24 protein-coding genes and 1 other annotated feature are annotated in these 24,047 nt (G+C 59.2%); of the genes, 14 read left to right on the forward strand and 10 right to left on the reverse strand.

Translation table 11 applies throughout. The features are described from left to right. Positions 1-12: 12 nt before the first annotated feature. On the reverse strand, positions 13-1,209 hold the full coding sequence (locus ACR6AS_RS00855; RefSeq protein ID WP_111140305.1) for an efflux RND transporter periplasmic adaptor subunit: 1,197 nt from the start codon (positions 1,207-1,209) through the stop codon (positions 13-15). A gap of 141 nt (positions 1,210-1,350) precedes the next feature. On the opposite strand from ACR6AS_RS00855, the gene acrR reads away from it, so the two are divergent. Continuing rightward, the gene (acrR, locus tag ACR6AS_RS00860) at positions 1,351-1,989 is read left to right on the forward strand and encodes a multidrug efflux transporter transcriptional repressor AcrR (protein WP_111140306.1); all 639 of its coding nucleotides are present in this window, start codon (positions 1,351-1,353) and stop codon (positions 1,987-1,989) included. Here acrR and rsmS read toward each other — a convergent pair. The 3 genes from rsmS to priC are packed head-to-tail and all read right to left on the reverse strand — an operon-like array spanning position 1,986 to position 2,980. After that, positions 1,986-2,138 (reverse strand): pleiotropic regulatory protein RsmS, encoded by a 153-nt coding sequence (gene rsmS, locus ACR6AS_RS00865; protein ID WP_111140307.1) that lies wholly within the window; start codon positions 2,136-2,138, stop codon positions 1,986-1,988. The genes acrR and rsmS overlap by 4 nt on opposite strands. 8 nt (positions 2,139-2,146) lie before the next feature. After that, positions 2,147-2,392 carry a GlsB/YeaQ/YmgE family stress response membrane protein gene (locus ACR6AS_RS00870; protein WP_111140308.1) on the reverse strand — a complete coding sequence of 82 codons (246 nt, stop codon included), beginning with the start codon at positions 2,390-2,392 and terminating at the stop codon, positions 2,147-2,149. 57 nt (positions 2,393-2,449) lie between these two features. Next, positions 2,450-2,980 carry a primosomal replication protein PriC gene (gene priC / locus ACR6AS_RS00875; protein WP_111140309.1) on the reverse strand — a complete coding sequence of 177 codons (531 nt, stop codon included), beginning with the start codon at positions 2,978-2,980 and terminating at the stop codon, positions 2,450-2,452. A 57-nt stretch (positions 2,981-3,037) separates the two neighbouring features. Between priC and ACR6AS_RS00880 the strand changes: the two genes are divergently transcribed. The 6 genes from ACR6AS_RS00880 to htpG all read left to right on the forward strand — a co-directional run bounded on the left by ACR6AS_RS00880 (position 3,038) and on the right by htpG (position 9,323). After that, positions 3,038-3,427, forward strand: coding sequence for a DUF454 family protein (locus ACR6AS_RS00880; RefSeq protein WP_111140325.1), 390 nt, complete (start codon positions 3,038-3,040; stop codon positions 3,425-3,427). 144 nt (positions 3,428-3,571) lie between these two features. After that, entirely contained in the window at positions 3,572-4,123 is a 552-nt protein-coding gene (apt, locus tag ACR6AS_RS00885; RefSeq protein ID WP_111140326.1) for an adenine phosphoribosyltransferase, read from the forward strand. A 156-nt stretch (positions 4,124-4,279) separates the two neighbouring features. Continuing rightward, on the forward strand, positions 4,280-6,358 hold the full coding sequence (gene dnaX / locus ACR6AS_RS00890; protein ID WP_111140310.1) for a DNA polymerase III subunit gamma/tau: 2,079 nt from the start codon (positions 4,280-4,282) through the stop codon (positions 6,356-6,358). Next, positions 5,700-5,761 (forward strand) — a sequence feature (DnaX frameshifting element). Its footprint overlaps the gene before it by 62 nt. 55 nt (positions 6,359-6,413) lie before the next feature. Further along, positions 6,414-6,746 (forward strand): YbaB/EbfC family nucleoid-associated protein, encoded by a 333-nt coding sequence (locus ACR6AS_RS00895; RefSeq protein ID WP_111140311.1) that lies wholly within the window; start codon positions 6,414-6,416, stop codon positions 6,744-6,746. Next, positions 6,746-7,351 carry a recombination mediator RecR gene (recR, locus tag ACR6AS_RS00900; protein ID WP_111140312.1) on the forward strand — a complete coding sequence of 202 codons (606 nt, stop codon included), beginning with the start codon at positions 6,746-6,748 and terminating at the stop codon, positions 7,349-7,351. Before ACR6AS_RS00895 ends, recR begins: the two co-directional genes overlap by 1 nt. A 97-nt stretch (positions 7,352-7,448) precedes the next feature. Next, a complete protein-coding gene (htpG, locus tag ACR6AS_RS00905) occupies positions 7,449-9,323 on the forward strand; it encodes a molecular chaperone HtpG (RefSeq protein WP_111140313.1) in 1,875 nt (624 codons plus the stop codon). A 33-nt stretch (positions 9,324-9,356) separates the two neighbouring features. On the opposite strand, the gene ACR6AS_RS00910 is transcribed toward htpG, so the two are convergent. After that, entirely contained in the window at positions 9,357-10,226 is an 870-nt protein-coding gene (locus ACR6AS_RS00910) for a LysR substrate-binding domain-containing protein (protein ID WP_111140314.1), read from the reverse strand. Positions 10,227-10,413: 187 nt separating this feature from the next. On the opposite strand from ACR6AS_RS00910, the gene ACR6AS_RS00915 reads away from it, so the two are divergent. From ACR6AS_RS00915 to ACR6AS_RS00930, 4 genes are all read left to right on the forward strand, one after another. Further along, the gene (locus ACR6AS_RS00915) at positions 10,414-11,289 is read left to right on the forward strand and encodes a DUF6024 family protein (RefSeq protein ID WP_293770829.1); all 876 of its coding nucleotides are present in this window, start codon (positions 10,414-10,416) and stop codon (positions 11,287-11,289) included. Between the two features lie 114 nt (positions 11,290-11,403). Further along, a complete protein-coding gene (gene adk / locus ACR6AS_RS00920) occupies positions 11,404-12,048 on the forward strand; it encodes an adenylate kinase (protein ID WP_111140316.1) in 645 nt (214 codons plus the stop codon). Positions 12,049-12,161: 113 nt separating this feature from the next. Beyond that, on the forward strand, positions 12,162-13,121 hold the full coding sequence (hemH, locus tag ACR6AS_RS00925; protein ID WP_111140317.1) for a ferrochelatase: 960 nt from the start codon (positions 12,162-12,164) through the stop codon (positions 13,119-13,121). 57 nt (positions 13,122-13,178) lie between these two features. Continuing rightward, positions 13,179-14,480 carry an inosine/guanosine kinase gene (locus ACR6AS_RS00930; protein ID WP_111140318.1) on the forward strand — a complete coding sequence of 434 codons (1,302 nt, stop codon included), beginning with the start codon at positions 13,179-13,181 and terminating at the stop codon, positions 14,478-14,480. Between the two features lie 92 nt (positions 14,481-14,572). Here the strand turns inward: ACR6AS_RS00930 and ybaL are convergent, their stop codons facing one another. Continuing rightward, positions 14,573-16,267: a YbaL family putative K(+) efflux transporter gene (ybaL, locus tag ACR6AS_RS00935; RefSeq protein WP_111140319.1), complete on the reverse strand. Its 1,695-nt coding sequence runs from the start codon at positions 16,265-16,267 to the stop codon at positions 14,573-14,575. Positions 16,268-16,384: 117 nt separating this feature from the next. On the opposite strand from ybaL, the gene ACR6AS_RS00940 reads away from it, so the two are divergent. Both ACR6AS_RS00940 and ushA read left to right on the forward strand, forming a co-directional pair. Next, the gene (locus tag ACR6AS_RS00940; protein WP_367396143.1) at positions 16,385-16,597 is read left to right on the forward strand and encodes a hypothetical protein; all 213 of its coding nucleotides are present in this window, start codon (positions 16,385-16,387) and stop codon (positions 16,595-16,597) included. Between the two features lie 198 nt (positions 16,598-16,795). Continuing rightward, a complete protein-coding gene (ushA, locus tag ACR6AS_RS00945) occupies positions 16,796-18,562 on the forward strand; it encodes a bifunctional UDP-sugar hydrolase/5'-nucleotidase UshA (protein WP_367396144.1) in 1,767 nt (588 codons plus the stop codon). Between the two features lie 31 nt (positions 18,563-18,593). Here ushA and ACR6AS_RS00950 read toward each other — a convergent pair whose 3' ends face one another. After that, the gene (locus ACR6AS_RS00950) at positions 18,594-19,028 is read right to left on the reverse strand and encodes a multidrug/biocide efflux PACE transporter (protein WP_111140321.1); all 435 of its coding nucleotides are present in this window, start codon (positions 19,026-19,028) and stop codon (positions 18,594-18,596) included. A gap of 89 nt (positions 19,029-19,117) precedes the next feature. On the opposite strand from ACR6AS_RS00950, the gene ACR6AS_RS00955 reads away from it, so the two are divergent. Beyond that, positions 19,118-19,987 carry a LysR family transcriptional regulator gene (locus tag ACR6AS_RS00955; RefSeq protein ID WP_111140322.1) on the forward strand — a complete coding sequence of 290 codons (870 nt, stop codon included), beginning with the start codon at positions 19,118-19,120 and terminating at the stop codon, positions 19,985-19,987. On the opposite strand, the gene ybaK is transcribed toward ACR6AS_RS00955, so the two are convergent. The 3 genes from ybaK to copA form a co-directional block, all read right to left on the reverse strand. Next, positions 19,984-20,463 carry a Cys-tRNA(Pro)/Cys-tRNA(Cys) deacylase YbaK gene (gene ybaK, locus ACR6AS_RS00960; RefSeq protein ID WP_111140323.1) on the reverse strand — a complete coding sequence of 160 codons (480 nt, stop codon included), beginning with the start codon at positions 20,461-20,463 and terminating at the stop codon, positions 19,984-19,986. The two genes, ACR6AS_RS00955 and ybaK, sit on opposite strands and share 4 nt — an antisense overlap. Before the next feature lie 173 nt (positions 20,464-20,636). Then, on the reverse strand, positions 20,637-21,440 hold the full coding sequence (locus tag ACR6AS_RS00965) for a TraB/GumN family protein (protein ID WP_434160804.1): 804 nt from the start codon (positions 21,438-21,440) through the stop codon (positions 20,637-20,639). A gap of 70 nt (positions 21,441-21,510) precedes the next feature. After that, positions 21,511-24,021: a copper-exporting P-type ATPase CopA gene (gene copA / locus ACR6AS_RS00970; RefSeq protein WP_418797358.1), complete on the reverse strand. Its 2,511-nt coding sequence runs from the start codon at positions 24,019-24,021 to the stop codon at positions 21,511-21,513. Positions 24,022-24,047: the final 26 nt, after the last annotated feature.

The following is a 24,047-nucleotide window of genomic DNA, read 5'->3' on the forward strand; positions in this document are numbered from 1 at the left end:
CAACGGCTCCTGTTATGACGATGACTTGTCAGACTGCGGCTTTGCATCGGGTGCCGCTTTCGCATCGTCTGAGACTTCTTGTGGAGTCACCTGTGCGCCAGGTTTGGCACGCTGGAGACCGGTGCTGATCACGCGCTCGCCCGCTTTCACTCCGCCGGTGACCAGCCACTTGTCGCCAATCGCCTGCGAGGTGGTGACCGTACGGGATTCCACTTTGTTATCCGCACCTACCACCATCACCGTCGCCTGACCGGTTGGTGTGCGGGTGACTGCCTGCTGAGGAACCAGCAGCGCATTCGGATTGGTGCCTTCATCCAGACGCGCACGCACAAACATCCCCGGTAACAGGGTGTGGTTCGGGTTCGGTACGATGGCGCGCAGCGTGATGGAACCGGTGGTTTCATCCACGGTCACGTCAGAAAACTCCAGGGTACCCGTCTGCGCGTAGCTGCTGCCATCCTGCATCAGCAGGGTGACGTTGGCTTTGCCATCGTTCTGCTTCAGCTGACCCGACTCCAGCTCTGAACGCAGGCGCATAAAGTCTTCGCTCGACTGCGTAACGTCGACATACATCGGATCCAGCTGCTGAACCGTTGCCAGCGCGGTGGTCTGTGCGCTCTGGACCAGCGCACCTTCGGTCACGGACGATTTACCGATACGGCCACTGATTGGGGAGGTCACGCGGGTGTACGCCAGATTAATACGGGCGGTTTCCACATTGGCTTTGGCAACCTGAACGGCGGCATCGTTTTGCGCGGCGGTCGCCACGGCGGTGTCGTAATCCTGCTGACTGATATATTTCGTGCCGAGCAGCGGCTTGTAACGCTTAACGGTCAGTTGCGCGATACGGGCATTCGCCTGCGCCTGTGTTAAGTCGCCTTTCGCGCTGTCGTAAGCCGCCTGGTAGGTGGCAGGGTCGATCTGATAGAGAGACTGACCGGCTTTGATATCGCTGCCTTCAACGAAATTACGCTTCAGAATGATACCGGACACCTGCGGACGGACTTCAGCCACACGATATGCCGAGGTGCGGCCGGGTAATTCAGTTGAAATCTTAAGGGGTTCAGTTTTCAGTGTCACCACACCGACGGCTGGCGGTTGCTGCTGGGCGGCTTGTTCGGATTTATTGTTGTCACATCCTGTTAACAAAAAGCTGCCTGAGAGCATCAGGGCGGCCGCCAGAGGCGATAACCCTCTGATTTTATTCATAAATAAACCTCTAGTGTCCGATATCAATTGGTCAATGGATCACAAACTGAAAACCCATTGCTGTGTCAAGTCGCAGGTCATGCTATGGTACATACATTCACAAATGTATGTAAACTTACCTGTTTGTAAAAAAAGCCCCCTATGGCACGAAAAACCAAAGCGCAAGCACTTGAAACGCGGCATCAAATTCTCGATGCGGCCATCATTCTGTTTTCACAGCAGGGCGTCTCAGCCACTTCTCTGGCCGATATTGCAACCGCGGCCAGCGTCACGCGAGGCGCAATTTACTGGCACTTTAAAAATAAAGCCGATGTATTACACGAAATATGGCTTCGTTGTGATGCTGGTCTGGACGATGTGGAACTTGAGTATCAGACAAAATACCCGGGGGATCCACTCTCAGTGTTGCGCGCAATGCTGGTCTATATCTTTGATGCGACAGCAAAGGATCCGCAGCGCCGTGCTCTGATGGAGATCATTTTCCACAAATGCGAATTTGTAGGTGAAATGTCAACGCTGAAGAGTATGCAACAAAGTTTACTGCTGGAGTGCTATGACAAAATTGAAGATGTCCTGCGCCAGTGTATTGAAGCAGGACAACTGCCGGGCACTCTCAGTACGCGTCAGGCTGCGCTAATCCTGCGCGGTTATGTTAACGGCATGATGGAGAGCTGGCTGTTTGCGCCAGAGAGCTTTGATCTGGCCGCAGACGCGCCCACGCTGGTCAACGCCTTTATCGATATGCTGCGTCTCAGTCCGACGCTGACCGCCCGTCACTAAGCCGACGGGTGATCGCGCTTGTTCTCGAAATCGCGCTGTACCATCGCCAGCGCGGAGAGCACGGTTTCCACCGGCAGCTGATGCTCTTCCAGAAGCTGAATCAGATCAACGGCCAGTTTGACGTCATCAGGGGCATTTTCCAGGGACATCTTTTCTCCTAAATACGTAATCGGGCCACCACCAGCAGCATCAGCAGGGCGCCAAGTATCGCCATGCCCAGTGCGCCCGCGTGCAGTGTTGCCAGGCTGCCCAGGTCAAAGTAGGTGGCGATATAGCCGCCCAGCAGCGCGCCGATCATCGACAGTGTCAGGGTCGCCACCAGACCGCCGGGCCGTCCCGGCATCAGCCGCCGTTTCAGCCAGCCCAGCAGCAGCCCCGCTATCAGCCAGGTCACTAAACCCATCGTTCTTCTCCACGCAGAATTACACCCAGTATAGAAGCGCTTTTGTCACGCTGCGTTTTATTCGTCCCGGGCGCTGCCGCGCAGCGAGGCGGCCCACTCAACGGCGCGAATCGCCTGACGGCAGCGGGCCAGCCGGCCCTCCAGCGTCTCCAGGTCCTGTTTCAGCTGCTGCTGAATCGCCAGCGTTTCAGCCGCCGCCAGGCGCGCCTCACGCTGGGCGATCATCGCCAGCAGACGGCGCTCGAATTCGCGATACTCCTGATATTTTGAGGTGCGCGGTTCCCGCAGCGGCTGTTCGCGTCGGAGGCGCAGCTGCTGGGTCGTCGCCTCACGCTGCAGGGCGGCAATCTGATCGACCAGCCGTTCCGCCAGCCAGGCGCTGCGGGCCAGATCGTGGCTGCTGTCGCGCAGCCGGGCGACATTCTCCTCCACCTCCTGCAGGTAGTCCGCCAGCCGCGTGCCCCGGGTGCGGAACAGCTGCGCATCAAAACGCGGCTGACGGCAGGCGCCATCGGGATGGCGGGCGATCTCCTGACGCAGCGCGGTCAGGAGCTGCGCCAGGCGCGCCTGGGTGACAATCGCACTCATAGCGTAACGCTCCGTTGTGTTAACGTAAGCAGATGAGAGGTGAGCTGGGCAGCATTTATGCAACGCATTCTGTTATTGACCCTCGGCTGGCTGGCGATTGTGCTGGGAACGCTGGGCATTGTATTACCTTTATTACCGACCACGCCATTCATGCTGCTGGCCGCCTGGTGTTTTGCCCGGTCATCGCCGCGTTTTCACCACTGGCTGCTGTGGAAATCGCCCTTTGGCCGCTATCTGCGCCACTGGCAGCAGCATCGCGCGATGCCGCCGGGCGCCAAAGTGCGCGCGGTCTGCCTGATCGTCGCGACCTTCAGCCTCTCCCTGTTTCTGGTTCATCAGTTCTGGGTACGCATTATGCTGCTTATCATGCTGGCGGCGCTGCTGCTGTTTATGTGGCGTATTCCGGTGGTGGCAGAAGCAGCGGACGCACCGCAACCGCCGCGATAAAGTTGCAATTAGCCGGTCATTTGCTTAGATTTGGGCGTCTTCATGCGTGGCTTCCCTCTGTGAATCAACTTCCGCTGAACCTTTTATCAGGTATTAGCGCTTTTGAAGCTGCGCGAAACAGAATTTTTTACCAGGCGTATCATTATGACCGACACTGCGCAGCAGCTTGAATTGATTGAAAACAGCATCAAAAGTATCCCCGATTATCCTAAGCCAGGCATCCTGTTCCGCGATGTCACCAGCCTGCTGGAAGATCCTCACGCCTATGCCACGTCGATTTCGCTGCTGGTTGAGCGCTACCGTAATAAAGGCATCACCAAAGTCGTGGGAACCGAAGCGCGCGGTTTCCTGTTTGGTGCCCCGGTAGCATTAGGACTCGGTGTGGGTTTTGTGCCGGTGCGTAAGCCAGGTAAACTGCCTCGTGCAGTCTACAGCGAATCCTATGAGCTGGAATATGGCACCGACACGCTGGAACTGCACAAAGATGCCATCCAGCCCGGCGACGTGGTGCTGGTGGTGGATGACCTGCTGGCGACCGGTGGAACGATCGAAGCGACCGTTAAACTGATTCGTCGCGCAGGCGGTGAAGTTAAGGATGCGGCTTTCATCATTAACCTGTTCGACCTGACCGGTGAATCCCGTCTTGAGGCGCTGGGCGTCGAGAGCTACAGCCTGGTCAAATTCCCCGGCCACTAAGCCACTCTTTCGGCCTTGCGACCCGGCAAGGCCGTCACGCCCCGGCGTCAAGATAACGAGTGCCAGCCAAAAGCGTAGCTGATAGACTACTGCAATCTTATACAGGGGTTGCAGAGCGTCTGCGCTCATCTTTCCATCCAACTTCGTCGAATCCACATGAGCTATCAGGTACTTGCGCGAAAATGGCGTCCCCAGGCTTTTGCTGATGTTGTCGGTCAGGAACATGTACTGACGGCGCTGGCGAATGGATTGTCTCTGGGACGCATCCATCATGCTTATCTCTTCTCCGGCACCCGTGGCGTCGGGAAGACCACCATTGCGCGTCTGCTGGCCAAAGGCCTAAACTGCGAAACGGGCATCACCGCCACCCCCTGTGGCGTATGTGATAACTGCCGGGAAATCGAGCAGGGCCGCTTTGTCGATCTGATCGAGATCGATGCCGCGTCGCGCACCAAAGTTGAAGATACCCGCGATCTGCTCGACAACGTGCAGTACGCCCCGGCGCGCGGCCGCTTCAAAGTCTATCTGATCGATGAAGTGCACATGCTCTCGCGTCACAGCTTCAATGCGCTGTTAAAGACGCTGGAAGAGCCGCCTGCGCACGTCAAATTCCTGCTGGCGACCACCGATCCGCAGAAGCTGCCGGTCACCATTCTTTCGCGCTGCCTGCAGTTTCACCTTAAAGCCCTTGATGTTGACCAGATTCGTCAGCAGCTTGAGCATGTCCTGAAGCAGGAAGAGATCGAAAGCGAAACACGGGCGCTGCAGCAGCTGGCCCGCGCCGCAGATGGCAGTATGCGCGATGCGCTGAGCCTGACCGACCAGGCGATTGCCATGGGGCAGGGCGCAGTGACCAGCAGCACCGTCAGCGTCATGCTCGGCACCCTGGATGATGAACAGCCGCTGGGGCTGCTTGAGGCGCTGGTGGACGGCGACGGTCAGCAGGTGATGAATCTGCTGAGTCAGGCCGCGTCACGCGGCGTGGAGTGGGAGGCGCTGCTGATCGAGATGCTGCGTCTGCTGCACCAGATTGCGATGGTGCAACTGTTACCGACCTCGCTCAACGACGACGATGAGAGCAATGCGATTCGCCTGCGTGAGCTGGCGCGCGTCGTGCCGCCAGCCGATCTGCAGCTCTACTATCAGACCCTGCTGATGGGCCGCAAGGATCTGCCGATTGCGCCCGATCGCCGCATGGGTGTCGAGATGACGCTGCTGCGGGCGCTGGCGTTTCATCCCAAAGCGGCGGTGGCGGAACCCATTGCGCGTCCTGCGCTGACCCAGCAGATGTCACCCGTTGCGCCTGGCGCGGCGGCCGAAACCGCCTCATCCCCGGTAATATCGACCCCGGCTGCGCGCGCCGCAACGCCGTCATCACAGGCCGCCTCACCGATGGCCCGGCAGGCCGCTCCTCAGCCCGCGCCGCGCCAGGTCGCCGCTCAGCCGCAGATGGCCGCGCCCGATCCGGCGCCGCACAGCGCACCGCCACCGGACGCGCCGCCGCCCGAGACAACCTCCGATTCCGCACTTTCCAGTTCCACCAGTCAGCTCCTGCAGGCGCGCACGCAGTTGTTGCGTCAGGGAGCGAACAAACCAAAAAAGAGTGAGCCGGCGGCGCCAGGTGCGCGGCCGGCCAACTCCGCGCTGGAGCGGCTGGCCTCGGTCACCGAGCGCAGCCAGCAGCGTATCCGCGATCGCGAACCGGCCGCCCCGGTAAAAGAGGAGGCCTATCGCTGGAAAGCGGTGAATCAGCCGGTGGAAGTGGCGGAGCCGGTGGCGACACCAAAGGCCTTGCGTTCTGCGCTGGAGCATGAGAAAACCCCAGAGCTGGCGGCGCGACTGGCGGAAGAGGCGCAGGCGCGCGACCCGTGGGCCGCAGAGATCCCCACGCTGCCGCTGCCGAAACTGGTGCAGCAGCTGGCGCTGAATGCCTGGAAAGAGGTCACCGAAACCGGCGTCTGCCTGCACCTGCGCAGCAGTCAGCGTCACCTCAACTCCCCCTCGGCGCAGCAGGTCTTAAGTGAGGCGCTGAGTCAGCGTGCCGGGCAGAGAGTTGAACTCTCGGTAGTTGAAGACGATAATTCATCGGTGTTGACGCCACTGGAGTGGCGTCAGGCCATTTACGAAGAGAAGCTGGCGCAGGCGCGTCAGTCGATCACCTGTGATACCCACATTCAGATGCTACAGCGCTTTTTTGATGCTGACCTGGATGAGGAGAGTATCCGACCTGTTTAGACACGCTGCGGCTATCTCAACGATAGCGCTGCAGCCTCAGCTGAGAGAGAAGACTATGTTTGGTGGTAAAGGCGGATTGGGCAACCTGATGAAACAGGCCCAGCAGATGCAGGAAAAAATGGCCAAAGCTCAGGAAGAGATCGCCGCAATCGAAGTCACCGGCGAATCGGGTGCGGGCCTGGTCAAAGTGACCATTAACGGCGCGCACAACTGCCGTCGCGTGGAAGTGGATCCGAGCCTTCTGGAAGATGACAAAGATATGCTGGAAGATCTGATCGCGGCCGCGTTCAACGATGCGGCACGTCGCATTGATGAAACCCAGAAAGAGAAAATGGCGTCTGTCTCCTCAGGCATGCAGCTGCCACCAGGCTTTAAGATGCCCTTCTGATGCAAACCAGCCCACTGCTTGAAGCATTGATGGAGTCGCTGCGCTGCCTGCCAGGTGTTGGGCCGAAGTCGGCGCAGCGCATGGCTTTTCAGCTGCTGCAGCGCGATCGCAGCGGAGGCATGCGGCTGGCCCAGGCGCTGACCCGGGCGATGTCGGAGATTGGTCACTGCGCCGATTGCCGGACCTTTACCGAGCAGGAAATCTGCACCATCTGCGCCAATCCACGGCGTCAGCAGAATGGTCAGATCTGCGTGGTGGAAAGTCCGGCGGACATTCACGCCATTGAGCAGACCGGCCAGTTTGGCGGACGCTACTTTGTGCTGATGGGCCACCTCTCGCCGCTCGACGGCATCGGTCCGGCCGATATCGGTCTGGACCGTCTGGAGCAGCGTCTGGAGAGCGAACCGCTGCAGGAGGTGATCCTCGCCACCAACCCGACGGTGGAAGGCGAGGCGACCGCCAACTACATTGCGGAGCTTTGCGGCCAGTATGGCGTCGATGCCAGCCGTATCGCGCACGGCGTGCCGGTGGGCGGTGAGCTGGAGATGGTCGACGGCACCACGCTATCCCACTCACTGGCGGGCCGCCAGAAGTTCAGATTTTAAGCATTTGCCGGTGTTGTGACAGACACCGGCTTGAAATTCTCCCTGTCATCCCCACATCAACCTCAACGTTTGTTCAACCTGTTTTGTTGAGGTAGCAATGACCATGAAAGGACAAGAGACCCGTGGCTTTCAGTCGGAAGTAAAACAACTTCTGCACCTGATGATCCATTCTCTCTATTCAAACAAAGAGATTTTCCTGCGTGAGCTGATCTCCAACGCCTCGGATGCGGCAGACAAGCTGCGGTTCCGCGCGCTGTCAGACTCCAGCCTCTATGAAGGTGATGGCGAGCTGCGCGTTCGTCTCTCTGTTGATAAGGACAACCGTACCCTGACGCTCAGCGACAACGGTATCGGTATGCGTCGCGACGAGGTCATTGAGAACCTCGGGACTATCGCCAAATCGGGCACTAAATCTTTCCTTGAATCCCTGGGCTCCGATCAGGCTAAAGACAGCCAGCTGATCGGTCAGTTCGGTGTAGGTTTCTACTCTGCCTTTATCGTGGCGGACAAAGTCACCGTGCGCACCCGTGCCGCGGGCGCAGCAGCGCATGAAGCGGTATTCTGGGAGTCGGCGGGCGAGGGCGAATATACCCTGGCTGAGATCGAGAAGGCCGATCGCGGTACCGAGATCACCCTGCATCTGCGCGAAGGCGAAGATGAGTTCCTGGATATCTGGCGCGTCCGCAACATCATCAGCAAATACTCCGATCACATCGCGCTGCCGGTGGAGATCGAAGCTAAAGATGAAGAGGGCGAGGGCACGCACTGGGAAAAAATCAACAAAGCCCAGGCGCTGTGGACCCGCAATAAATCTGACATCAGCGACGAAGAGTACAACGAGTTCTACAAGCATATCGCCCACGACTTCAGCGATCCGGTCGCCTGGAGCCACAACCGGGTGGAAGGCAAGCAGGAGTACACCAGCCTGCTCTACATTCCGGCGCGTGCCCCGTTCGATATGTGGAACCGCGATCATAAACATGGCCTGAAGCTCTATGTTCAGCGCGTCTTTATCATGGATGACGCCGAGCAGTTTATGCCGAACTACCTGCGCTTCGTGCGTGGCCTGATTGACTCCAACGATCTGCCGCTGAACGTCTCCCGTGAAATCCTGCAGGACAGCCGGGTGACTCAGAGCCTGCGCGGCGCGCTGACTAAGCGCACCCTGCAGATGCTGGAAAAACTGGCGAAAGATGACAGCGAAAAATATCAGACCTTCTGGAAAGAGTTTGGTCTGGTGCTGAAAGAGGGCCCGGCAGAAGATCACGCCAATCAGGAAGCGATTGCGAAGCTGCTGCGTTTTGCGACCACGCAGAGCGACGGCGCGGCGCAGACCATTTCCCTGGAAGATTACGTCAGCCGCATGGTGGAAGGTCAGGAGAAGATCTACTATATCACCGCTGACAGCTATGCCGCCGCGAAGAGCAGCCCGCATCTGGAGCTGTTCCGCAAAAAAGGCATCGAAGTGCTGCTGCTCTCCGATCGCATCGACGAATGGATGATGAGCTACCTCACCGAGTTCGACGGCAAAGCGTTCCAGTCAGTCAGCAAGGCGGACGAATCACTGAGCAAGCTGGCGGACGAAGAGACCGAAGAGCAGAAAGAAGCAGAAAAGGCGCTGGAGCCGTTTGTTGAGCGGGTGAAAAACCTGCTGGGCGAGCGCGTGAAAGAGGTGCGTCTGACGCATCGTCTGACCGATACGCCTGCCATCGTGACCACCGATGCCAACGAGATGACCACCCAGATGGCGAAGCTGTTTGCGGCGGCCGGACAGGAGGTGCCGGAGGTGAAATATCTGTTTGAACTCAACCCGGATCACCCGCTGGTGAAACGCGTTGCGGATACCCAGGATGAAGCACGCTTCGGCGAGTGGATCGAGCTGCTGCTCGATCAGGCGCTGCTGGCAGAGCGCGGCACCCTGGACGATCCTAACCAGTTTATCCGTCGCATGAACCAGCTGCTGACGGCATAACGCTAAAAGCCGGTGAGATTCACCGGCTTTTTTTTATGGCTGCGCGGCATCCTGCAGCCAGGCGCGAAACAGGCTGATCTCTCTGTCGTGACGCCGGCTCTGCTTCGTCATCATCCAGGTGGCGCGTTCCACCCGCACAAAACCTAATGGGGCGAGCAGCGTTCCCTCTTCCAGCTCCCGGCGCACCAGTAGACGCGGCGCCATCAGGATCCCGAGACCACTTCGCGCAGCCTGAATCCCCAGCGTCAGCGTCTCAAAATGCTGCCCCCCGGTAAACTGTCCCGTGCTTCCCGTTCTTTCTGCCCACTCCGACCAGGCGTGCCGCCGGGTATCTGCATGCAGCAGGGGCATCGTTGCCAGATCCCTGCTCGCCCGCAGCTGTGAGGCAAAGTGTGGGGCGCAGAGCGGGCCAATCTCCTCTTCGCTGATCAGGGTCGCATCAATGTCGGCTTCGGGGCGCTCACTCTGGCTCAGGATCAGCACATCCACATGTTCACTGTGCAGCTGTGCAACCTCTGCCAGCGGCTGAAAGTGAACGTCGATCTCCGGATAGCGCTGATAAAAGGTGGCGATACGGGGGATCAGCCATTGCGATAAAAAGCTGGGGGGACAGGAGATGCGGATCTGCTCCAGCAGGCCGGTCCGGATGTGCTCACAGCTGGTCCGCAGTTCGCTGAACGCCTGCTGACAGCTCAGCAGCAGCCGATCGCCGTGTGAGGTAAGCCTGACGCGGCCATTACTGCGTACAAACAGCGGCTTGCCCATCCAGCTTTCGAGCTGACGGATCTGATGACTGATGGCGCTGTGTGTGACATGCAGATGGACAGCCGCCACGCTAAAACTGCAGTGTAAGGCCGCCTGATGAAAATAGTGCAGCGCCCTCAGTGGCGGCAAACCGTTCATCCTTATCCCCTGTGCAAAAAACTAACAGGGATTGTCAGTTTATATCATTTTAAAGTCCAGCCGCATTGACCTACTCTACAGGGCAAATTCTGGCGGGTTGACTCAGCCTTATATCTGTGATTTTTCACGGATATTCCGCCTCGCTTAACCTGCGCTCACGCCGCACACTGACCAAAGCGAGACAGCCATGGCACACGGTTCTTCACCCTCTGAAACGTCAGCAGAGGCGCGCCATCGGTTACGTCTGGCGCTTTCACGCTTTTACAGTCTGGAGCAGTTCGATCTCTTCTTTGCCCCTTCGCTGCATGTGGCGAAAGTCCTGCTTTCTCAGCTGTTTCTGCGTCAGGAGCAGGCGCGCAACCAGCAGCGTTACGCCTCGCGCTATCCGATAACCGAACTGACGACGTTGCCCGCAGTGCCGCTGATTGCGGGCAGCATTATGCTGGTGCCGCATGTTGAACTGCCCAACGGGCGGGTGCGTCCGCTGCGCGACTGCCAGAATCAGGGGGTGACGGAGGCGAGCGAGAGTTTCGCCAGCGTGCTGCATCAGAAGCTGATCGATGAGGCGCATCTGTTTGTCACCCGACTGGATCGCCACGCCGAGATCTGCAGCGATCTGGTGCTGGTGGCGTTACGCACCCACGACTTCAGCACCCTGGTGCGCAGCGAACTACGCCTGTTTGAACAGGGACTGACCCTGACCGCGACCCAGGACGCCCTTCGCCGCCTCCGCGACCCGCAGTGGCGGCCTTACAACGCCGCGACCGTCGATGCGCTCTCCCTCTCCAGCCCGCTGCCGCTGAACTCCTGTCATCAGCCCGGCCTGCCCTTTGCCAGCTTTAACGTGCCGCCTGCCCTGATTTCGACGCTGTCAGACGCTGACGATGTAGTGAAATGGCCACAGCACTCCCGGCTGCAACTCAATGCGAACGTGCGCGGCAGCGGTAAAAAAAGCGTAAATATGACGCACCAGCTGAGCCGGCGGCTGCAGTTCCTGCTCGGTGCAGGCGGTAAATCTGAAAAAATGGCAGGCAGGCCCGGCGGGCCCGCTTCAGGACACTGAATCCCGTGAGGTTGCCCGGTGCAATCCGCGCGCTTCCTTGTGATGCGCGGGTCATAATGGTATGTTCTTCGGCTTCGAAGATAGATCAATGCGATTCGCAAGGGGATTTACGCAATGCGTATTATTCTGCTCGGAGCTCCGGGCGCAGGTAAGGGGACTCAGGCCCAATTCATCATGGAGAAGTATGGCATTCCGCAAATCTCCACCGGCGACATGTTGCGTGCAGCGGTAAAAGCAGGCAGCGAGCTGGGCAACCAGGCGAAAGCCATTATGGATGCTGGCAAACTGGTGACCGATGAGCTGGTGATTGCGCTGGTGAAAGAGCGTATCACCCAGGAAGACTGCAAAAATGGTTTCCTGCTGGACGGTTTCCCACGCACCATTCCTCAGGCGGATGCAATGAAAGAAGCCGGGATCACCGTTGATCACGTTCTGGAGTTCGCTGTTCCGGATGAACTGATCGTTGAGCGTATCGTGGGCCGTCGCGTTCACACGCCATCTGGCCGCGTCTATCACGTCACCTTTAATCCACCGAAAGTGGAAGGCAAAGATGACGTGACCGGCGAAGAGCTGACCACCCGTAAAGACGATCAGGAAGAGACCGTGCGCAAACGCCTGGTGGAGTACCATCAGATGACCGCGCCGCTGATTGCTTACTACAGCAAAGAAGCGGAAGCGGGCAACACCGCCTATCACAAAATCGACGGCACCCGTAAAGTGACCGAAGTGAGTGCCGAACTGGCTAAGATCCTCGGCTAAGCGCAGTGGGGCCGGGATTACCGGCCCCTTTTGCAGTAATTGCTTTTACCTCCCACTAATTCCGCTACAATTTCCCTGTTTTCACGCATCCCCGTAGTCATCAAGGAACTCAAATGAGGCAAGATAAGCCCGGCGTGTTACTGGTTAATTTAGGTACACCAGACGCCCCAACCACACCTGCAGTTAAACGTTATCTCAAACAGTTTTTAAGCGATCCGCGCGTAGTCGATGCGCCCCGCTGGCTCTGGTGGCCGGTGCTCAATGCTGTGATTCTGCCGTTTCGCTCGCCGCGCGTGTCGAAGCTCTACGCTTCAGTCTGGATGGAAGGTGGCTCCCCGCTGCTGGTCTACAGCCAGCGTCAGCGCGATGCCCTGGCGGCGCGTGTCGATATGCCCGTCGAACTGGGCATGAGCTACGGTAATCCGAGCCTGAAAAGCGCGGTCGATAAGCTGATGGCGCAGGGGGTTACCCGCCTGATCGTGCTGCCGCTCTATCCGCAATTCTCCTGCTCTACTGTGGCGGCCGTGTGGGATGGTCTGACAACGGTCTTCAGAGGCTACCGTTCGCTGCCCGACGTGCAGTTCATCCGTGACTACGCCGAACATCCGGCCTATATCGCTGCGCTGAAAGCGACGGTAGAGCGATCCTTTGAAAAGCATGGTCAGCCCGACCTGCTGGTTCTGTCGTTCCACGGCATTCCACAGCGGTTTGCCAACGAAGGCGATGACTATCCGCAGCGCTGCGCCGATACGACGGCGGCCCTGGTGAAAGCACTGGGCCTGCGCGACGATCAATATATGATGACTTTCCAGTCGCGCTTTGGCCGTGAGCCCTGGCTGATGCCTTATACCGACAAAACCATGGAGAGTCTGCCGGGTAAAGGGATAAAGCATGTGCAGGTGATGAGTCCGGGCTTCTCCTCCGACTGCCTGGAGACGCTGGAAGAGATCAGCGGTGAAAACTGCGAAATCTTCATGCACGCCGGGGGCGAGAAGTTTGAGTATATCCCTGCGCTGAACGCCGATGAGGCGCATATCGACATGATGGAACAACTGGTTAACGCTCGCCGTTAAAGCCAGGGCGGAGAGTGTGGTATCATTCTCCGCCTGTTTTCCAGACGGCACCTCCCGATGAAATTTCCCGGCAAACGCAAATCCAAACATTACTTTCCTGTCAGCGCACGCGACCCCCTGTTACAGCCTATTCAGCATGACGTTGATGCGGGCAGTTGGGTGGTGGGTATCGATCAGACGCTGGTCGATATTGAAGCTAAAGTCGATGACGCTTTTCTCGCCCGTTATGGCCTGAGCGCCGGGCACTCGCTGGTTATCGATAATGATGTCGCGGAAGCGTTGTACAGTGAGCTGATGCGCGACGCGCTGATTACCCATCAGTTTGCCGGTGGCACCATCGGTAACACGCTGCACAACTTCTCAGTGCTGGCCGATGACCGCTCGGTACTGCTGGGCGTGATGTGCAACAACATCCAGATCGGTGGTTACGCCTATCGCTACCTCTGCAACACCTCCAGCCGGGTCGATCTTAACTATCTGCAGGGTGTCGATGGCGCCATTGGCCGCTGCTTTACGCTGATTGGCGAACATGGCGAGCGAACCTTTGCAATCAGCCCCGGCCAGATGAATCAGCTGCATCCGGATAACGTGCCGGAAGCGGTGATCGCCGGTGCCTCTGCGCTGGTGCTGACCTCTTACCTGGTGCGCTGCGCCGAAGGGGAACCGATGCCGCAGGCGACGCTGAAGGCGATCGAGTACGCCAAACGTCACAACGTGCCGGTCGTTCTGACGCTGGGCACTAAACATGTTATCGCTGACAATCCTCAGTTCTGGCGCGACTTCCTGCGTGAGCACGTCAGCATCGTGGCGATGAATGAAGAGGAGGCGCTGGCGCTGACCGGCGAAGCCGATCCGCTGCTCGCGTCCAACATGGCGCTCGACTGGGTGGATCTGGTGCTCTGCACCGCGGGCCCCATCGGACTCTATATGGCGGGCTACACCGAGGATGAGTTCAAACGCAAAACCAACCATCCGCTGCTGCCTGGCGCGATTGCGGAGTTCAACCAGTATGAGTTCAGCCGGGTGATGCGCCAGCAGGATTGCCAGCAGCCGCTGCGCGTTTTCTCGCACATCGCGCCTTACATGGGCGGGCCGGAAAAGATCATGAACACCAACGGTGCCGGCGATGGTGCGCTGGCAGCGTTACTGCATGACATCACTGCCAATAACTATCACAGCCTCAACGTGCCTAACTCCAGCAAACATGCCCGTCCTTATCTGACCTACTCGTCGCTGGCGCAGGTCTGCAAGTATGCCAATCGCGTCAGCTATCAGGTGCTGAACCAGCACTCGCCGCGTTTAACCCGCGGCCTGCCGGAGCGGGAAGACAGCCTCGAAGAGTCTTACTGGGATCGGTAACGCCGGGCCTTGGGGCGATAAAAAAGGCCCTTCTCAACAGAAGGGCCTCAGAGGAAAACATCAGGAGCCTGCCAGGTTTTACTGAACAGGGATCAGCGCACCACATCGCAGGGCTGTAAATCTTCACCCTGTGTCATCTCATCCTGCAGGATCTGCAGCATACTGCTGGCAATCTCACGCTCACCCATCACCACGCGGGTCGCGCCCCGTTCCATGATGTACTCTACCTCGTCGTCATAGTGCGCCCGGGCGATAATCTCAATATCGGGATGTTTTTCCCGTGCGGCGGTGACCACTTCACCCGCTTCGTAGCCATTCGGGATCGTCAGCAGCAGCCAGCGTGCGCAGTCGAGCCGTGCCAGCTCCATCGTCTCCGCGCGTGCGGCATTACCCAGAACCGCCCGGATACCCCGTTCGCGCAGGGCTTCGACCCGGGTGCGGGAATTTTCCACCACCACCAGCGGGACATTTGCCTCCAGCAGTTTCTGACCAATCAGGCTGCCCACCCGGCCATACCCCACGATCACGGCGTGATTGCAGAAGTCGACCGGGATCTGTTTCTCCTCTTCGATCGCCTCTTCCAGGGTCTGCTCCTCCATGCTCTCCGTTTTCGCCAGGAAACGCTCCAGCAGGGTAAACAGGATCGGGTTAAGCATAATTGACAGGATGGCGGCGGCCAGCACCAGGTTGCGCCCCTCATCGCTCAGCAGCCCCAGCGAGATACCCAGACCGGCCAGGATAAAGGCGAACTCACCAATCTGCGCCAGGCTGACCGAGATGGTCAGGGCGGTACGGCGTGAATGGCCGAGCAGCGACACCAGCAGCCAGGCGGCGACCGACTTACCGACCACAATAATCACCAGCGCGCCCAGCACGGCCAGCGGCTGCGTCACCAGGATCGCCGGGTCGAACAGCATGCCGACCGAAACGAAGAAGAGCACGGCAAAGGCGTCGCGCAGGGGCAGGGTGTCGCGCGCGGCGCGATGGCTCAGCTCTGACTCGTTCAGCACCATACCGGCGAAGAACGCGCCCAGCGCAAAGGAGACATCGAAGAACTCCACCGCTCCGAACGCGATGCCCAGTGCCAGGGCCAGCACCGCCAGCGTAAACAGCTCACGCGAACCGGTGGCGGCGCTGCGGGCGAGGATCCAGGGCACTGCACGGCGTCCCACCACCATCATCAGCACCATAAAGGCCGCCACCTTCCCGATGGTCCACAGCAGATCCCAGGCCAGCAGTCCGGCGCTGGCGTTGCCCTGTTCCATCATGCCGGCAATCGCCGGCAGCAGCACCAGCGTCAGCACCATCACCAGATCTTCAACAATCAGCCAGCCAATCGCAATCTGCCCGCGCTGGCTGTCGATCAGCTGCCGCTCCTCTAACGCGCGCAGCAATACCACGGTACTGGCGGTGGAGAGACAGAGACCAAATACCAGGCCGGTCATCCACGACCAGCCCAGCGTCCATGACAGGCCCATTCCCAGTAACGTCGCGACCGCAATCTGTGCAATGGCACCGGGAATGGCGATCGACTTTACCGACATCAGATCTTTCATCGAGAAGTGCAGACCGACGCCGAACATCAGCAGGATAACGCCCAGTTCTGCCAGTTCAGGGGCCAGATTGGTATCGGCGACAAAGCCGGGGGTAAAGGGCCCCGCCAGTACGCCCGCTATCAGGTAGCCGACCAGCGGCGAAATACGCAGGCGATTCGCCAGCATCCCAAGGAGAAACGCCAGAACCAGTGCCCCGACAATGGTGGTGATCAACGGTGTGGTGTGATGCATGCCTGTCTCCTTGTATGCAAATGTATCCGCTTGTAACAAACGAGTTTAATGCAAAATCAATTCCTTCGCTGTTTAATTTGCGGGAATAGCTGCAAAAAATCGTAAAAAAAGTGATATATGCAATTGAAAGGGCATTTTAGCGCATTATCCATAATGATGGCCGATTTGACGGTTTCAACCGGCCCAGACAAACAAAAATTATCCCCGTTAAACTCCCTGCCGATGGTCGGTTTAAGCAGAAAATGCGTCAGCCGTAAGGATAAAGCGGGTGAGCCGCCGTTTTACTGGCGTAAACAAACGATTAACATCAGAAATGCCAGCCCGCCCTGATAGTCGTTACAGAAACGGGCGCAGAGAAAAATGGCCTGACTTACAGGGCCAGACGCAGAAAAAACGGGCCAGCGATGAAAAGCGGCGCCTCTCCTGCAGCGCAAATGCGAGTTGGCCTTGAGTTCACCGGGGGAATGTGCGACACAGAGGGGCAAAGAGGCAGAAAATCGGGCCAGACGGTCATTAAGGAGAATCACAGTGTTGTTATCGAAATGGACAGGGGCGGGTGCGGCATTACTGATGGCTCTGATGCCGCTGTTGTCACAGGCCGCCGTGGCCGACCGCACCTATCGCTTCAGCCTGCTGCACACTAACGATGAGCACGGACATTTCTGGTTTAACGAGCAGGGCGAGTATGGCCTCGCGGCGCAGAAAACCCTGATGGATACGCTGCGCTACGATGTGCAGGCCAGAGGCGGGGGCGCCCTGATCCTCTCTGCCGGTGATGTGAACACGGGCGTGCCGGAATCTGACGAGCTGGATGCCGAACCCGATTTCCGCGCCATGAACCTGATTGGCTACGATGCCATGACGCTGGGCAATCATGAGTTCGACAAACCGATTGCGGTTCTGCGCAAGCAGGAGAAGTGGGCGCGCTTCCCGCTGCTGGCCGCCAACGTTTATCAGAAAAGCAGCGGCCAGCGTCTGTTTAAGCCGTGGGCCGTTTTCAACCGTCTCGGACTGAAAATTGCGGTTGTCGGGCTGATCACGCCGGACACCGCAAAACTCGCCAATCCTGCGGGCCTTAAAGATACCGAGTTCCGCGATCCTGTCGCCGAAGCGGTGAAGGCGGTGAAGCAGCTGCGTGCGACGGAGAAGCCAGACGTGATTGTCGCGCTGACCCATCTTGGCCACTATGACAATGGCCAGCACGGCAGCAACGGTATTGATGATGTTACCCTGGCGCGCAGCCTGCCAGCCGGCACGATCGATCTGATTGTCGGCGGACATTCACATGACGCGGTCTGCATGGAAAAAGAGAACGTCAGCGTAAAAAATTATCAGCCCGGCCAGCCGTGTCAGCCTGATAAGCAGAACGGGATCTGGATCATGCAGGCCGACAAGTGGGGCAAATATGTCGGACGGGGCGATTTCACGTTCCGCAACGGTGAGGTGACGCTGGAGGCGTATCAGCTGGTGCCGGTCAACCTTAAGCATCCGGTGAAGAATGCGGATGGCAGCGAAACCTGGCTCAACTGGCAGGAGGAGATCCCAAAGAATACCGCCATGATGAAGCTGCTGATGCCGTTCCAGAAACGGGCCGAGGCGAAGTTAACCGAGAGCGTCGGCAGCGCCGATGGCAGCTTCAGCGGTGAAAAAGAGCAGGTCCGCTTTCAGCAGACCAGTCTGGGCCAGCTGATCCTGCGGGCGCAGATGGCACACACCAAAGCCGATTTCGGGGTGATGAGTGGCGGAGGTATTCGCACCTCGCTGAGGTCGGGCAAGCTGAACTGGCGCGATCTGCTGCAGGTTCAGCCGTTTGGTAATCAGGTGGTGTCGGTCAGCCTCACCGGTGCGGAAATTAAACGCTATCTGGCGGTGGTCGCGAACATTCAGCCTGACTCAGGCGGTTATGCGCAGTTTGCCGGCGTCGGCCTGACCGCCGATGGAAAAGGGGTCAGCAACGTCACAATTAACGGTAAGCCGATTGACGACGCGCAGCACTATCGCATGGCGACGAACAGCTTCAATGCGGCGGGCGGTGATGGCTATCCGCGACTGGACGATCATGCCGGTTATCTTAACACCGGCGCCGTCGATGCGCAGGTCCTGCGTGACTGGATCAGGACCCATTCGCCGGTGAAAGCCAGTGACTATCAGCCCAGGGGAGAGATCGTTCATCTGACCGATGAACAGATCCGGGCCAGGGATGAAGCGGCGGAAAAAGCGCGTAAGCGTAACTATCCAAAAATGATTCTGGCGTGGATCTGGCCGTGGGGAAATGAAACGGCCGCCTCGCACTGAACGCACCGGGAGGCGCCTGCGCCTCCCGTTTTTATGACGCCCGGCAGGGGTGACGTCTGATCCAGCGCTCGCGCAGTTTGTCCCAGACCCAGTTGTAGAGCATCGTGTAGGGCAGGAAGAAGAGGAAAAAGACGATTTCCACCAGCAGCGCCTGCCACAGGGAGATGTGCAGCATCGCGGCCGCAATCGGCAGGCCAATCAGGATAAATCCGCCTTCAAACCCCAGCGCATGCAGTATGCGCACGCCCGTGCCGCGCTTCTGGCCTGGCGCGTAGAGACGATCAAATCCGCTGTTATAGATCATGTTCCAGAGCATCGCGACGGTCGAGAGTATGATCGCCAGTGATCCCATCTGAAACAGGGGCTTATTCATAATCCAGGCCGCCAGGGGCGATACGGTCAGAATCGCCAGCGTTTCAAAACAGACAGCGTGCAGAATACGTTCTTTCAGTGAGCGGGTACGCATAACTCTATCTCCTTGCATAATGCGGCGCATTCTTACACGCCGGAATGCTAAGATAAAATGATTACCTATCGGAAAAAGCGATGGATTAAATGCGTTACTCCCCGGAATCTCTTGAGGCGTTTATGCAGACCGTGGCGAGCGGATCGTTCTCCGCTGCGGCGCGCGCGCTGGGTAAAAGTCAGTCCACCATCAGCGCGGCGGTCGCCAGTCTGGAGGACGATCTCGGCTTTGCGCTGTTTGACCGCGCGGGCCGCCAGCCGATGCTCACCGAGCAGGGACGCCGTGTCGTCCCGCAGATCCAGCAGATCCTGTCGGCGAGTGAGCGGCTGGATGCGCTGGCAATACGACTGTCGCAGGGCGTCGAGCCACGGCTCAGTTTTGCCATGTCCGATTTCTGGCAAACCGATCACCACGAACAGCTGCTCAGGCAGTTTGATGCCCGTTACCCGGAGATTGAGCTGGAAGTCATGATTGCTGAGGATGGCGATGTGCTGGATCTGCTGCAGGCCGGGCGGGTTCACCTGGGGGTGGTGCGGGCGCAGCCTGTTCTGCCGGTGGATATCGCAGTGGCACGCCTGCAGGTTGAGGCACAGATGGCGGTTTTTTTACATCGCGATCATCCGCTGGCCCGGCATAACACCCTCAGTGAAAGCGAGCTGGAAGGCGTCCGGCATCTGCGACTCAACACCTGGATAGAGGCCGCTGAACCCGCACCAACGGGGCGTATCTGGTCAGCGCCGACCTATCTGCTGCTGCTGGAGATGGCGGAGCAGGGATTTGGCTGGACGATCCTGCCGCGCTGGCTGGTGAAGCAGTTCGGGCATGGCGTCCTGAAGGAGCTGTCGATGCCGGGCTGGCCACAGCATATCGCGGTGGAGGTGGTCTGGTCACGACGCACGCCACCCGGCCCGGCGGGACGCTGGATGATCGATCAGCTCTGCGCTCAGCCACGGGTTTAGTCGTGGCGGGCAATATCGGCAAACGGCGCATCCAGCAGACGAGCCAGATCGTCAGGTGCCAGTTCGATATCCAGCCCGCGCTTGCCGCCGGAGATAAACATGGCGTTGAATGCGCGGGCGGAGTGATCAATCACCGTCGGCAGCCGTTTTTTCTGGCCGAGCGGGCTGATCCCGCCCACCAGATAGCCAGTCACCCGCTGTGCCAGCTGCGGATCGGCCATCTCTGCTTTTTTCGCGCCCAGGGCCTTAGCCACCTTTTTCAGATCCAGCTGGGTCGGCACGGGCGTCACCGCAACGGCTAACTGTTTCGCCTCACCGTTCAGCGCCACCAGCAGCGTTTTAAACACCTGACGTGCATCCAGATTGAGTTTCCGGACCGCTTCATCACCAAAATGGGTTTCGCTGCTGTCATGTTCATAAGGGTGAAGCGTGAAGCTGACTTTCTGTTTTTCCAGTAGTTTTACGGCGGGCGTCATACAGGTTCCTTACTCAGAAAAATCTTATTGCGCATAAACAGGGAAAAAGGTGGCGAAATTTTGTGCTTTGAGTGAAAATTGGCCGCGCGCCAGCAATCCGATTGCTGAGCGATAACCAGAATCATAAACACATTCCTCTTTGACGGGCCGATAATGTTATCGGCTCTCTTTTTTCAGGGCCGCTTCAGCATCTCCGGCAGATTGTCTTCGCCATAGAGGTGCAGGGCGCCGACCGCCACCACATAGTTTCCTGCCGTCAGCGTCTGCAGACGTTGACACCACTGCGCATTGCGCTGTCCGATCAGCGTCTCGTTCAGTGCCTGGCTGAAGGTGGCGGGCAGGGTGATTTCGGGCTGGCGTGGCGGCGTATCCAGCCACCAGCTCACCATCATCTGCAGCAGTCGCGCGTTGGTATGCCAGTGCTGCAGCGTATCCTGCAACAGCGCCATGCCATCATCCGGTAGCGCGGTCAGCAGGGCGATCTGCGCATCGGCCCCTTCCAGCTCAATTACCGGCTTGTTCAGCCCCTTTGCCGCCTGTAAAAGCTGATAATCGATGCCGTAGTCGGGTCGCAACCCCAGCCGCTGGGCCTGCTGAGCCTGCAGCATCAGCGCAACCTGCCAGGCCGGCAGATGGTCAAACAGGCTCAAATCCAGGCTCATCTCCTGGCACAGCGCCGTCAGGGTCTGCATCGCGTGGCTCTCCAGGCGGGCAGAGAGAGCCGGACGATCGCCGCGATGATCAAAGGGTGAGCCCCCCTGGGTTATATCGGCTTCCACAATCAGCGCATCCGCCTGCTGTAACTGACGCAGCAGACGGGCGGGGAGCGGTTGCATATCGCGCGTGCCCATATGGATGCTGCCAACCAGATGCAGATGACAATCGCCAAGCCGGACATCCATCGCAGGCCAGCGGTAACTGGCGGGAAAAAGTTGGCTGATAAAGCCGCGCAGTGAGCGCCAAACGTTGCCTGACATTCCCGTTCCTTAGCGATTCAAAACCCCATGCTAGCGACTTCAGCGCTTGAAAAACAGCGCTGAAGCGGGATTACGGACGCGGCGGCCGGTAGCGCAGCAGCCGGTTGGCGTTGCTGACCACGGTGATGGAGGAGAGCGCCATCGCGGCGCCGGCTACAATCGGGCTGAGCAGGGTGCCGGTCAGCGGATAAAGCACTCCGGCCGCCACCGGAATACCGATACTGTTGTAGATAAATGCGCCAAACAGGTTCTGCCGGATATTGCGCAGCGTGGCAGAGGAGAGGGCTAATGCATCCGCCACGCCGTTGAGATCGGCGCGCATCAGCGTAATGCCCGCGGTTTCGACCGCCACATCACTGCCGCCACCCATCGCAATTCCCACATCGGCCTGCGCCAGCGCAGGCGCATCGTTGATGCCGTCGCCCACCATCGCGACGCGGCGACCCTGCTGCTGTAACTGCGCGATAGCCGCGGCTTTTCCTTCCGGCAGCACCCCCGCAATCACCTCATCAATTCCGGCTTCGTCAGCAATGGCACGCGCGGTCTTCTCATGATCGCCGGTCAGCATAATCAGGCGATAGCCCTGCTGATGCAGGCGTTTCAGCGCCGCACTGCTCTCCGGCCGCAGCGCATCACGTAATGCAATCAGACCAGTAAGCTGACCCTGTTCGGCCAGTAAGACCGGCGTGGCACCCTGTTGCGTCAGGCGCGCTATCTCTGCTTCTGCCATCCGGCAGTCCACGCCGTTGTCCTGCAGCAGCGCCGCGTTGCCCAGCAGCAGCGTTCTGCCTTCCAGCGTACCGCTGACGCCTTTGCCGCGTATTGTACGAAATTGCGTTAATTCGGGAGAGCGGGGCAGTTTCGCCGCCTCCACGATGGCTTTCGCCAGCGGATGACCCGAGGTCAGCTCCAGCGCCGCCGCCCGGTTCAGCACGGCTTCGCGGCGGGCTCCGTTCCAGGTCAGCACCTCCATGACCTGCGGTGTGCCTGCCGTCAGCGTGCCGGTTTTATCAAAGACCAGGGTGTCGATCTCGCTGGCACGCTGCAGGGCGTCCGCATCGCGCACCAGCACGCCCAGCTCGGCCGCGCGGCCCACACCGGCAATAATTGACATGGGAGTCGCCAGGCCCAGCGCGCAGGGGCAGGCGATAATCAGTACGGTTGTGGCAATCACCAGCATGTAGGCGATCTGCGGCTGCGGCCCGAACAGATACCAGACCGCGCCGCTCAGCAGGGCGATCAGCACCACAACGGGCACGAATACGGCAGAGATGCGGTCGGCCAGCCGCCCCACATCCGGTTTGCTGCTTTGCGCCTGACGTACCAGCCGGATAATGCGCGAGAGGGTGGTATCGTTGCCGGTCGCCCGGGCGACGAAGGTGACCGATCCATCCTGCACCAGGGTACCGGCAAAGATCGCCGCACCCGAACCTTTGGTCTGCGGCACCGCTTCGCCGGTCAGCATCGCCTCATCAAACCAGGCTTCACCGGTGCTGATTTCACCATCAACCGGTACCCGATCGCCGGTGACCAGGCGCAGCGTCATGCCGGACGTTACGGCACTGACCGGGATCATCCGGTCACCCCCGGGATCAACCAGACGCGCCTGGGCGGGCGTCAGGTCCAGCAGCCGCTCCAGCGCCTCAGACGATCGCTGACGTGCGCGCTGCTCAAGGGCGTGCCCCAGATTGATCAGACCCAGAATCATCACGCTGGCTTCAAAGTAGAGATGGCGCGCCTGAGGCGGGAAAAAGTCGGGCCACAGCACCACGCTGAATGAGTAGATCCAGGCGGCGCCTGTGCCCAACGCCACCAGCGTATCCATGGTGGCGCTGCCATTGCGCAGACTGCGCCAGGCGCTGCGATAGAAGTGGCTGCCGGTGAGCACCATGATCAGCAGGGTCAGCATCCCCAGTCCGCGCCAGAGGCCCTGATTGCTGTCGGTGAGCATCATGTTATCGCCCACCATGCCCCAGATCATCAGCGGCACCCCGAACGCCAGCGCGACCCCAGCCTGCCAGCTGAACCGGCGCATCGCGCTGCGGGCGCTGTGCTGCTGCTTTTCGCGGCGATCCTGTTCGTTGTCCACCACCTCTGCACCATAGCCCGCGGCATCCACGGCGGCCACCAGCTGCTGCGGGTCGGCGTGCCCCAGCACCAGCGCGCTGCGTTCGCCGAGGTTGACCCGCGCCTGGCTGACGCCTGTAACCTGCTGCAGCGCCTTTTCCACGCGACTGACGCAGCTGGCGCAGCTCATGCCCTCAATCAGCAGCATATAGGTGGACTGTGTGTTGTCTGCCGGATGAGAAGCGGACTCCGTTGTCAGCGCCTCCGGCGGCGGCTCCGATGCTGTCAACGGTTCAGGCTTTGGGGAAGCCGCCGGTTTCAGCGTGGCGTGATAACCCGCCTGCTCGATGGTGGCGATCAGCGCAGCGGCGTCCGCCTGACCGGAGACATGCGCCTCCTGCTGGGTGACATCGGCGTGATCAACATCGTCGCGCTGTTCCAGTGCCTCTTTGACGCGTTTGACACAGTGACCACAGGAGAGGCCATCAAGTGCCAGAGAAAGAGTATGTGACATCATCAACTCCCTGGTTAACAGATTTG

The sequence above is a fragment of the Pantoea phosphatilytica genome (assembly GCF_051025615.1).
Taxonomy (GTDB): Bacteria; Pseudomonadota; Gammaproteobacteria; order Enterobacterales; family Enterobacteriaceae; genus Pantoea.

Coding starts and splice junctions, on each gene's coding strand:
- ACR6AS_RS00880 (WP_111140325.1), top strand. CDS start 3,038: ATGCAACGCATTCTGTTATTGACCCTCGGCTGGCTGGCGATTGTGCTG.
- ACR6AS_RS00915 (WP_293770829.1), top strand. CDS start 10,414: ATGGCACACGGTTCTTCACCCTCTGAAACGTCAGCAGAGGCGCGCCAT.
- priC (WP_111140309.1), bottom strand. CDS start 2,980: ATGAGTGCGATTGTCACCCAGGCGCGCCTGGCGCAGCTCCTGACCGCG.
- ACR6AS_RS00955 (WP_111140322.1), top strand. CDS start 19,118: ATGCGTTACTCCCCGGAATCTCTTGAGGCGTTTATGCAGACCGTGGCG.
- ybaK (WP_111140323.1), bottom strand. CDS start 20,463: ATGACGCCCGCCGTAAAACTACTGGAAAAACAGAAAGTCAGCTTCACG.
- apt (WP_111140326.1), top strand. CDS start 3,572: ATGACCGACACTGCGCAGCAGCTTGAATTGATTGAAAACAGCATCAAA.
- dnaX (WP_111140310.1), top strand. CDS start 4,280: ATGAGCTATCAGGTACTTGCGCGAAAATGGCGTCCCCAGGCTTTTGCT.
- hemH (WP_111140317.1), top strand. CDS start 12,162: ATGAGGCAAGATAAGCCCGGCGTGTTACTGGTTAATTTAGGTACACCA.
- ACR6AS_RS00895 (WP_111140311.1), top strand. CDS start 6,414: ATGTTTGGTGGTAAAGGCGGATTGGGCAACCTGATGAAACAGGCCCAG.
- ybaL (WP_111140319.1), bottom strand. CDS start 16,267: ATGCATCACACCACACCGTTGATCACCACCATTGTCGGGGCACTGGTT.
- copA (WP_418797358.1), bottom strand. CDS start 24,021: ATGTCACATACTCTTTCTCTGGCACTTGATGGCCTCTCCTGTGGTCAC.
- ACR6AS_RS00870 (WP_111140308.1), bottom strand. CDS start 2,392: ATGGGTTTAGTGACCTGGCTGATAGCGGGGCTGCTGCTGGGCTGGCTG.
- rsmS (WP_111140307.1), bottom strand. CDS start 2,138: ATGTCCCTGGAAAATGCCCCTGATGACGTCAAACTGGCCGTTGATCTG.
- ACR6AS_RS00965 (WP_434160804.1), bottom strand. CDS start 21,440: ATGTCAGGCAACGTTTGGCGCTCACTGCGCGGCTTTATCAGCCAACTT.
- ACR6AS_RS00940 (WP_367396143.1), top strand. CDS start 16,385: ATGCAATTGAAAGGGCATTTTAGCGCATTATCCATAATGATGGCCGAT.
- ACR6AS_RS00930 (WP_111140318.1), top strand. CDS start 13,179: ATGAAATTTCCCGGCAAACGCAAATCCAAACATTACTTTCCTGTCAGC.
- recR (WP_111140312.1), top strand. CDS start 6,746: ATGCAAACCAGCCCACTGCTTGAAGCATTGATGGAGTCGCTGCGCTGC.
- ACR6AS_RS00855 (WP_111140305.1), bottom strand. CDS start 1,209: ATGAATAAAATCAGAGGGTTATCGCCTCTGGCGGCCGCCCTGATGCTC.
- ACR6AS_RS00950 (WP_111140321.1), bottom strand. CDS start 19,028: ATGCGTACCCGCTCACTGAAAGAACGTATTCTGCACGCTGTCTGTTTT.
- acrR (WP_111140306.1), top strand. CDS start 1,351: ATGGCACGAAAAACCAAAGCGCAAGCACTTGAAACGCGGCATCAAATT.
- adk (WP_111140316.1), top strand. CDS start 11,404: ATGCGTATTATTCTGCTCGGAGCTCCGGGCGCAGGTAAGGGGACTCAG.
- ACR6AS_RS00910 (WP_111140314.1), bottom strand. CDS start 10,226: ATGAACGGTTTGCCGCCACTGAGGGCGCTGCACTATTTTCATCAGGCG.
- htpG (WP_111140313.1), top strand. CDS start 7,449: ATGACCATGAAAGGACAAGAGACCCGTGGCTTTCAGTCGGAAGTAAAA.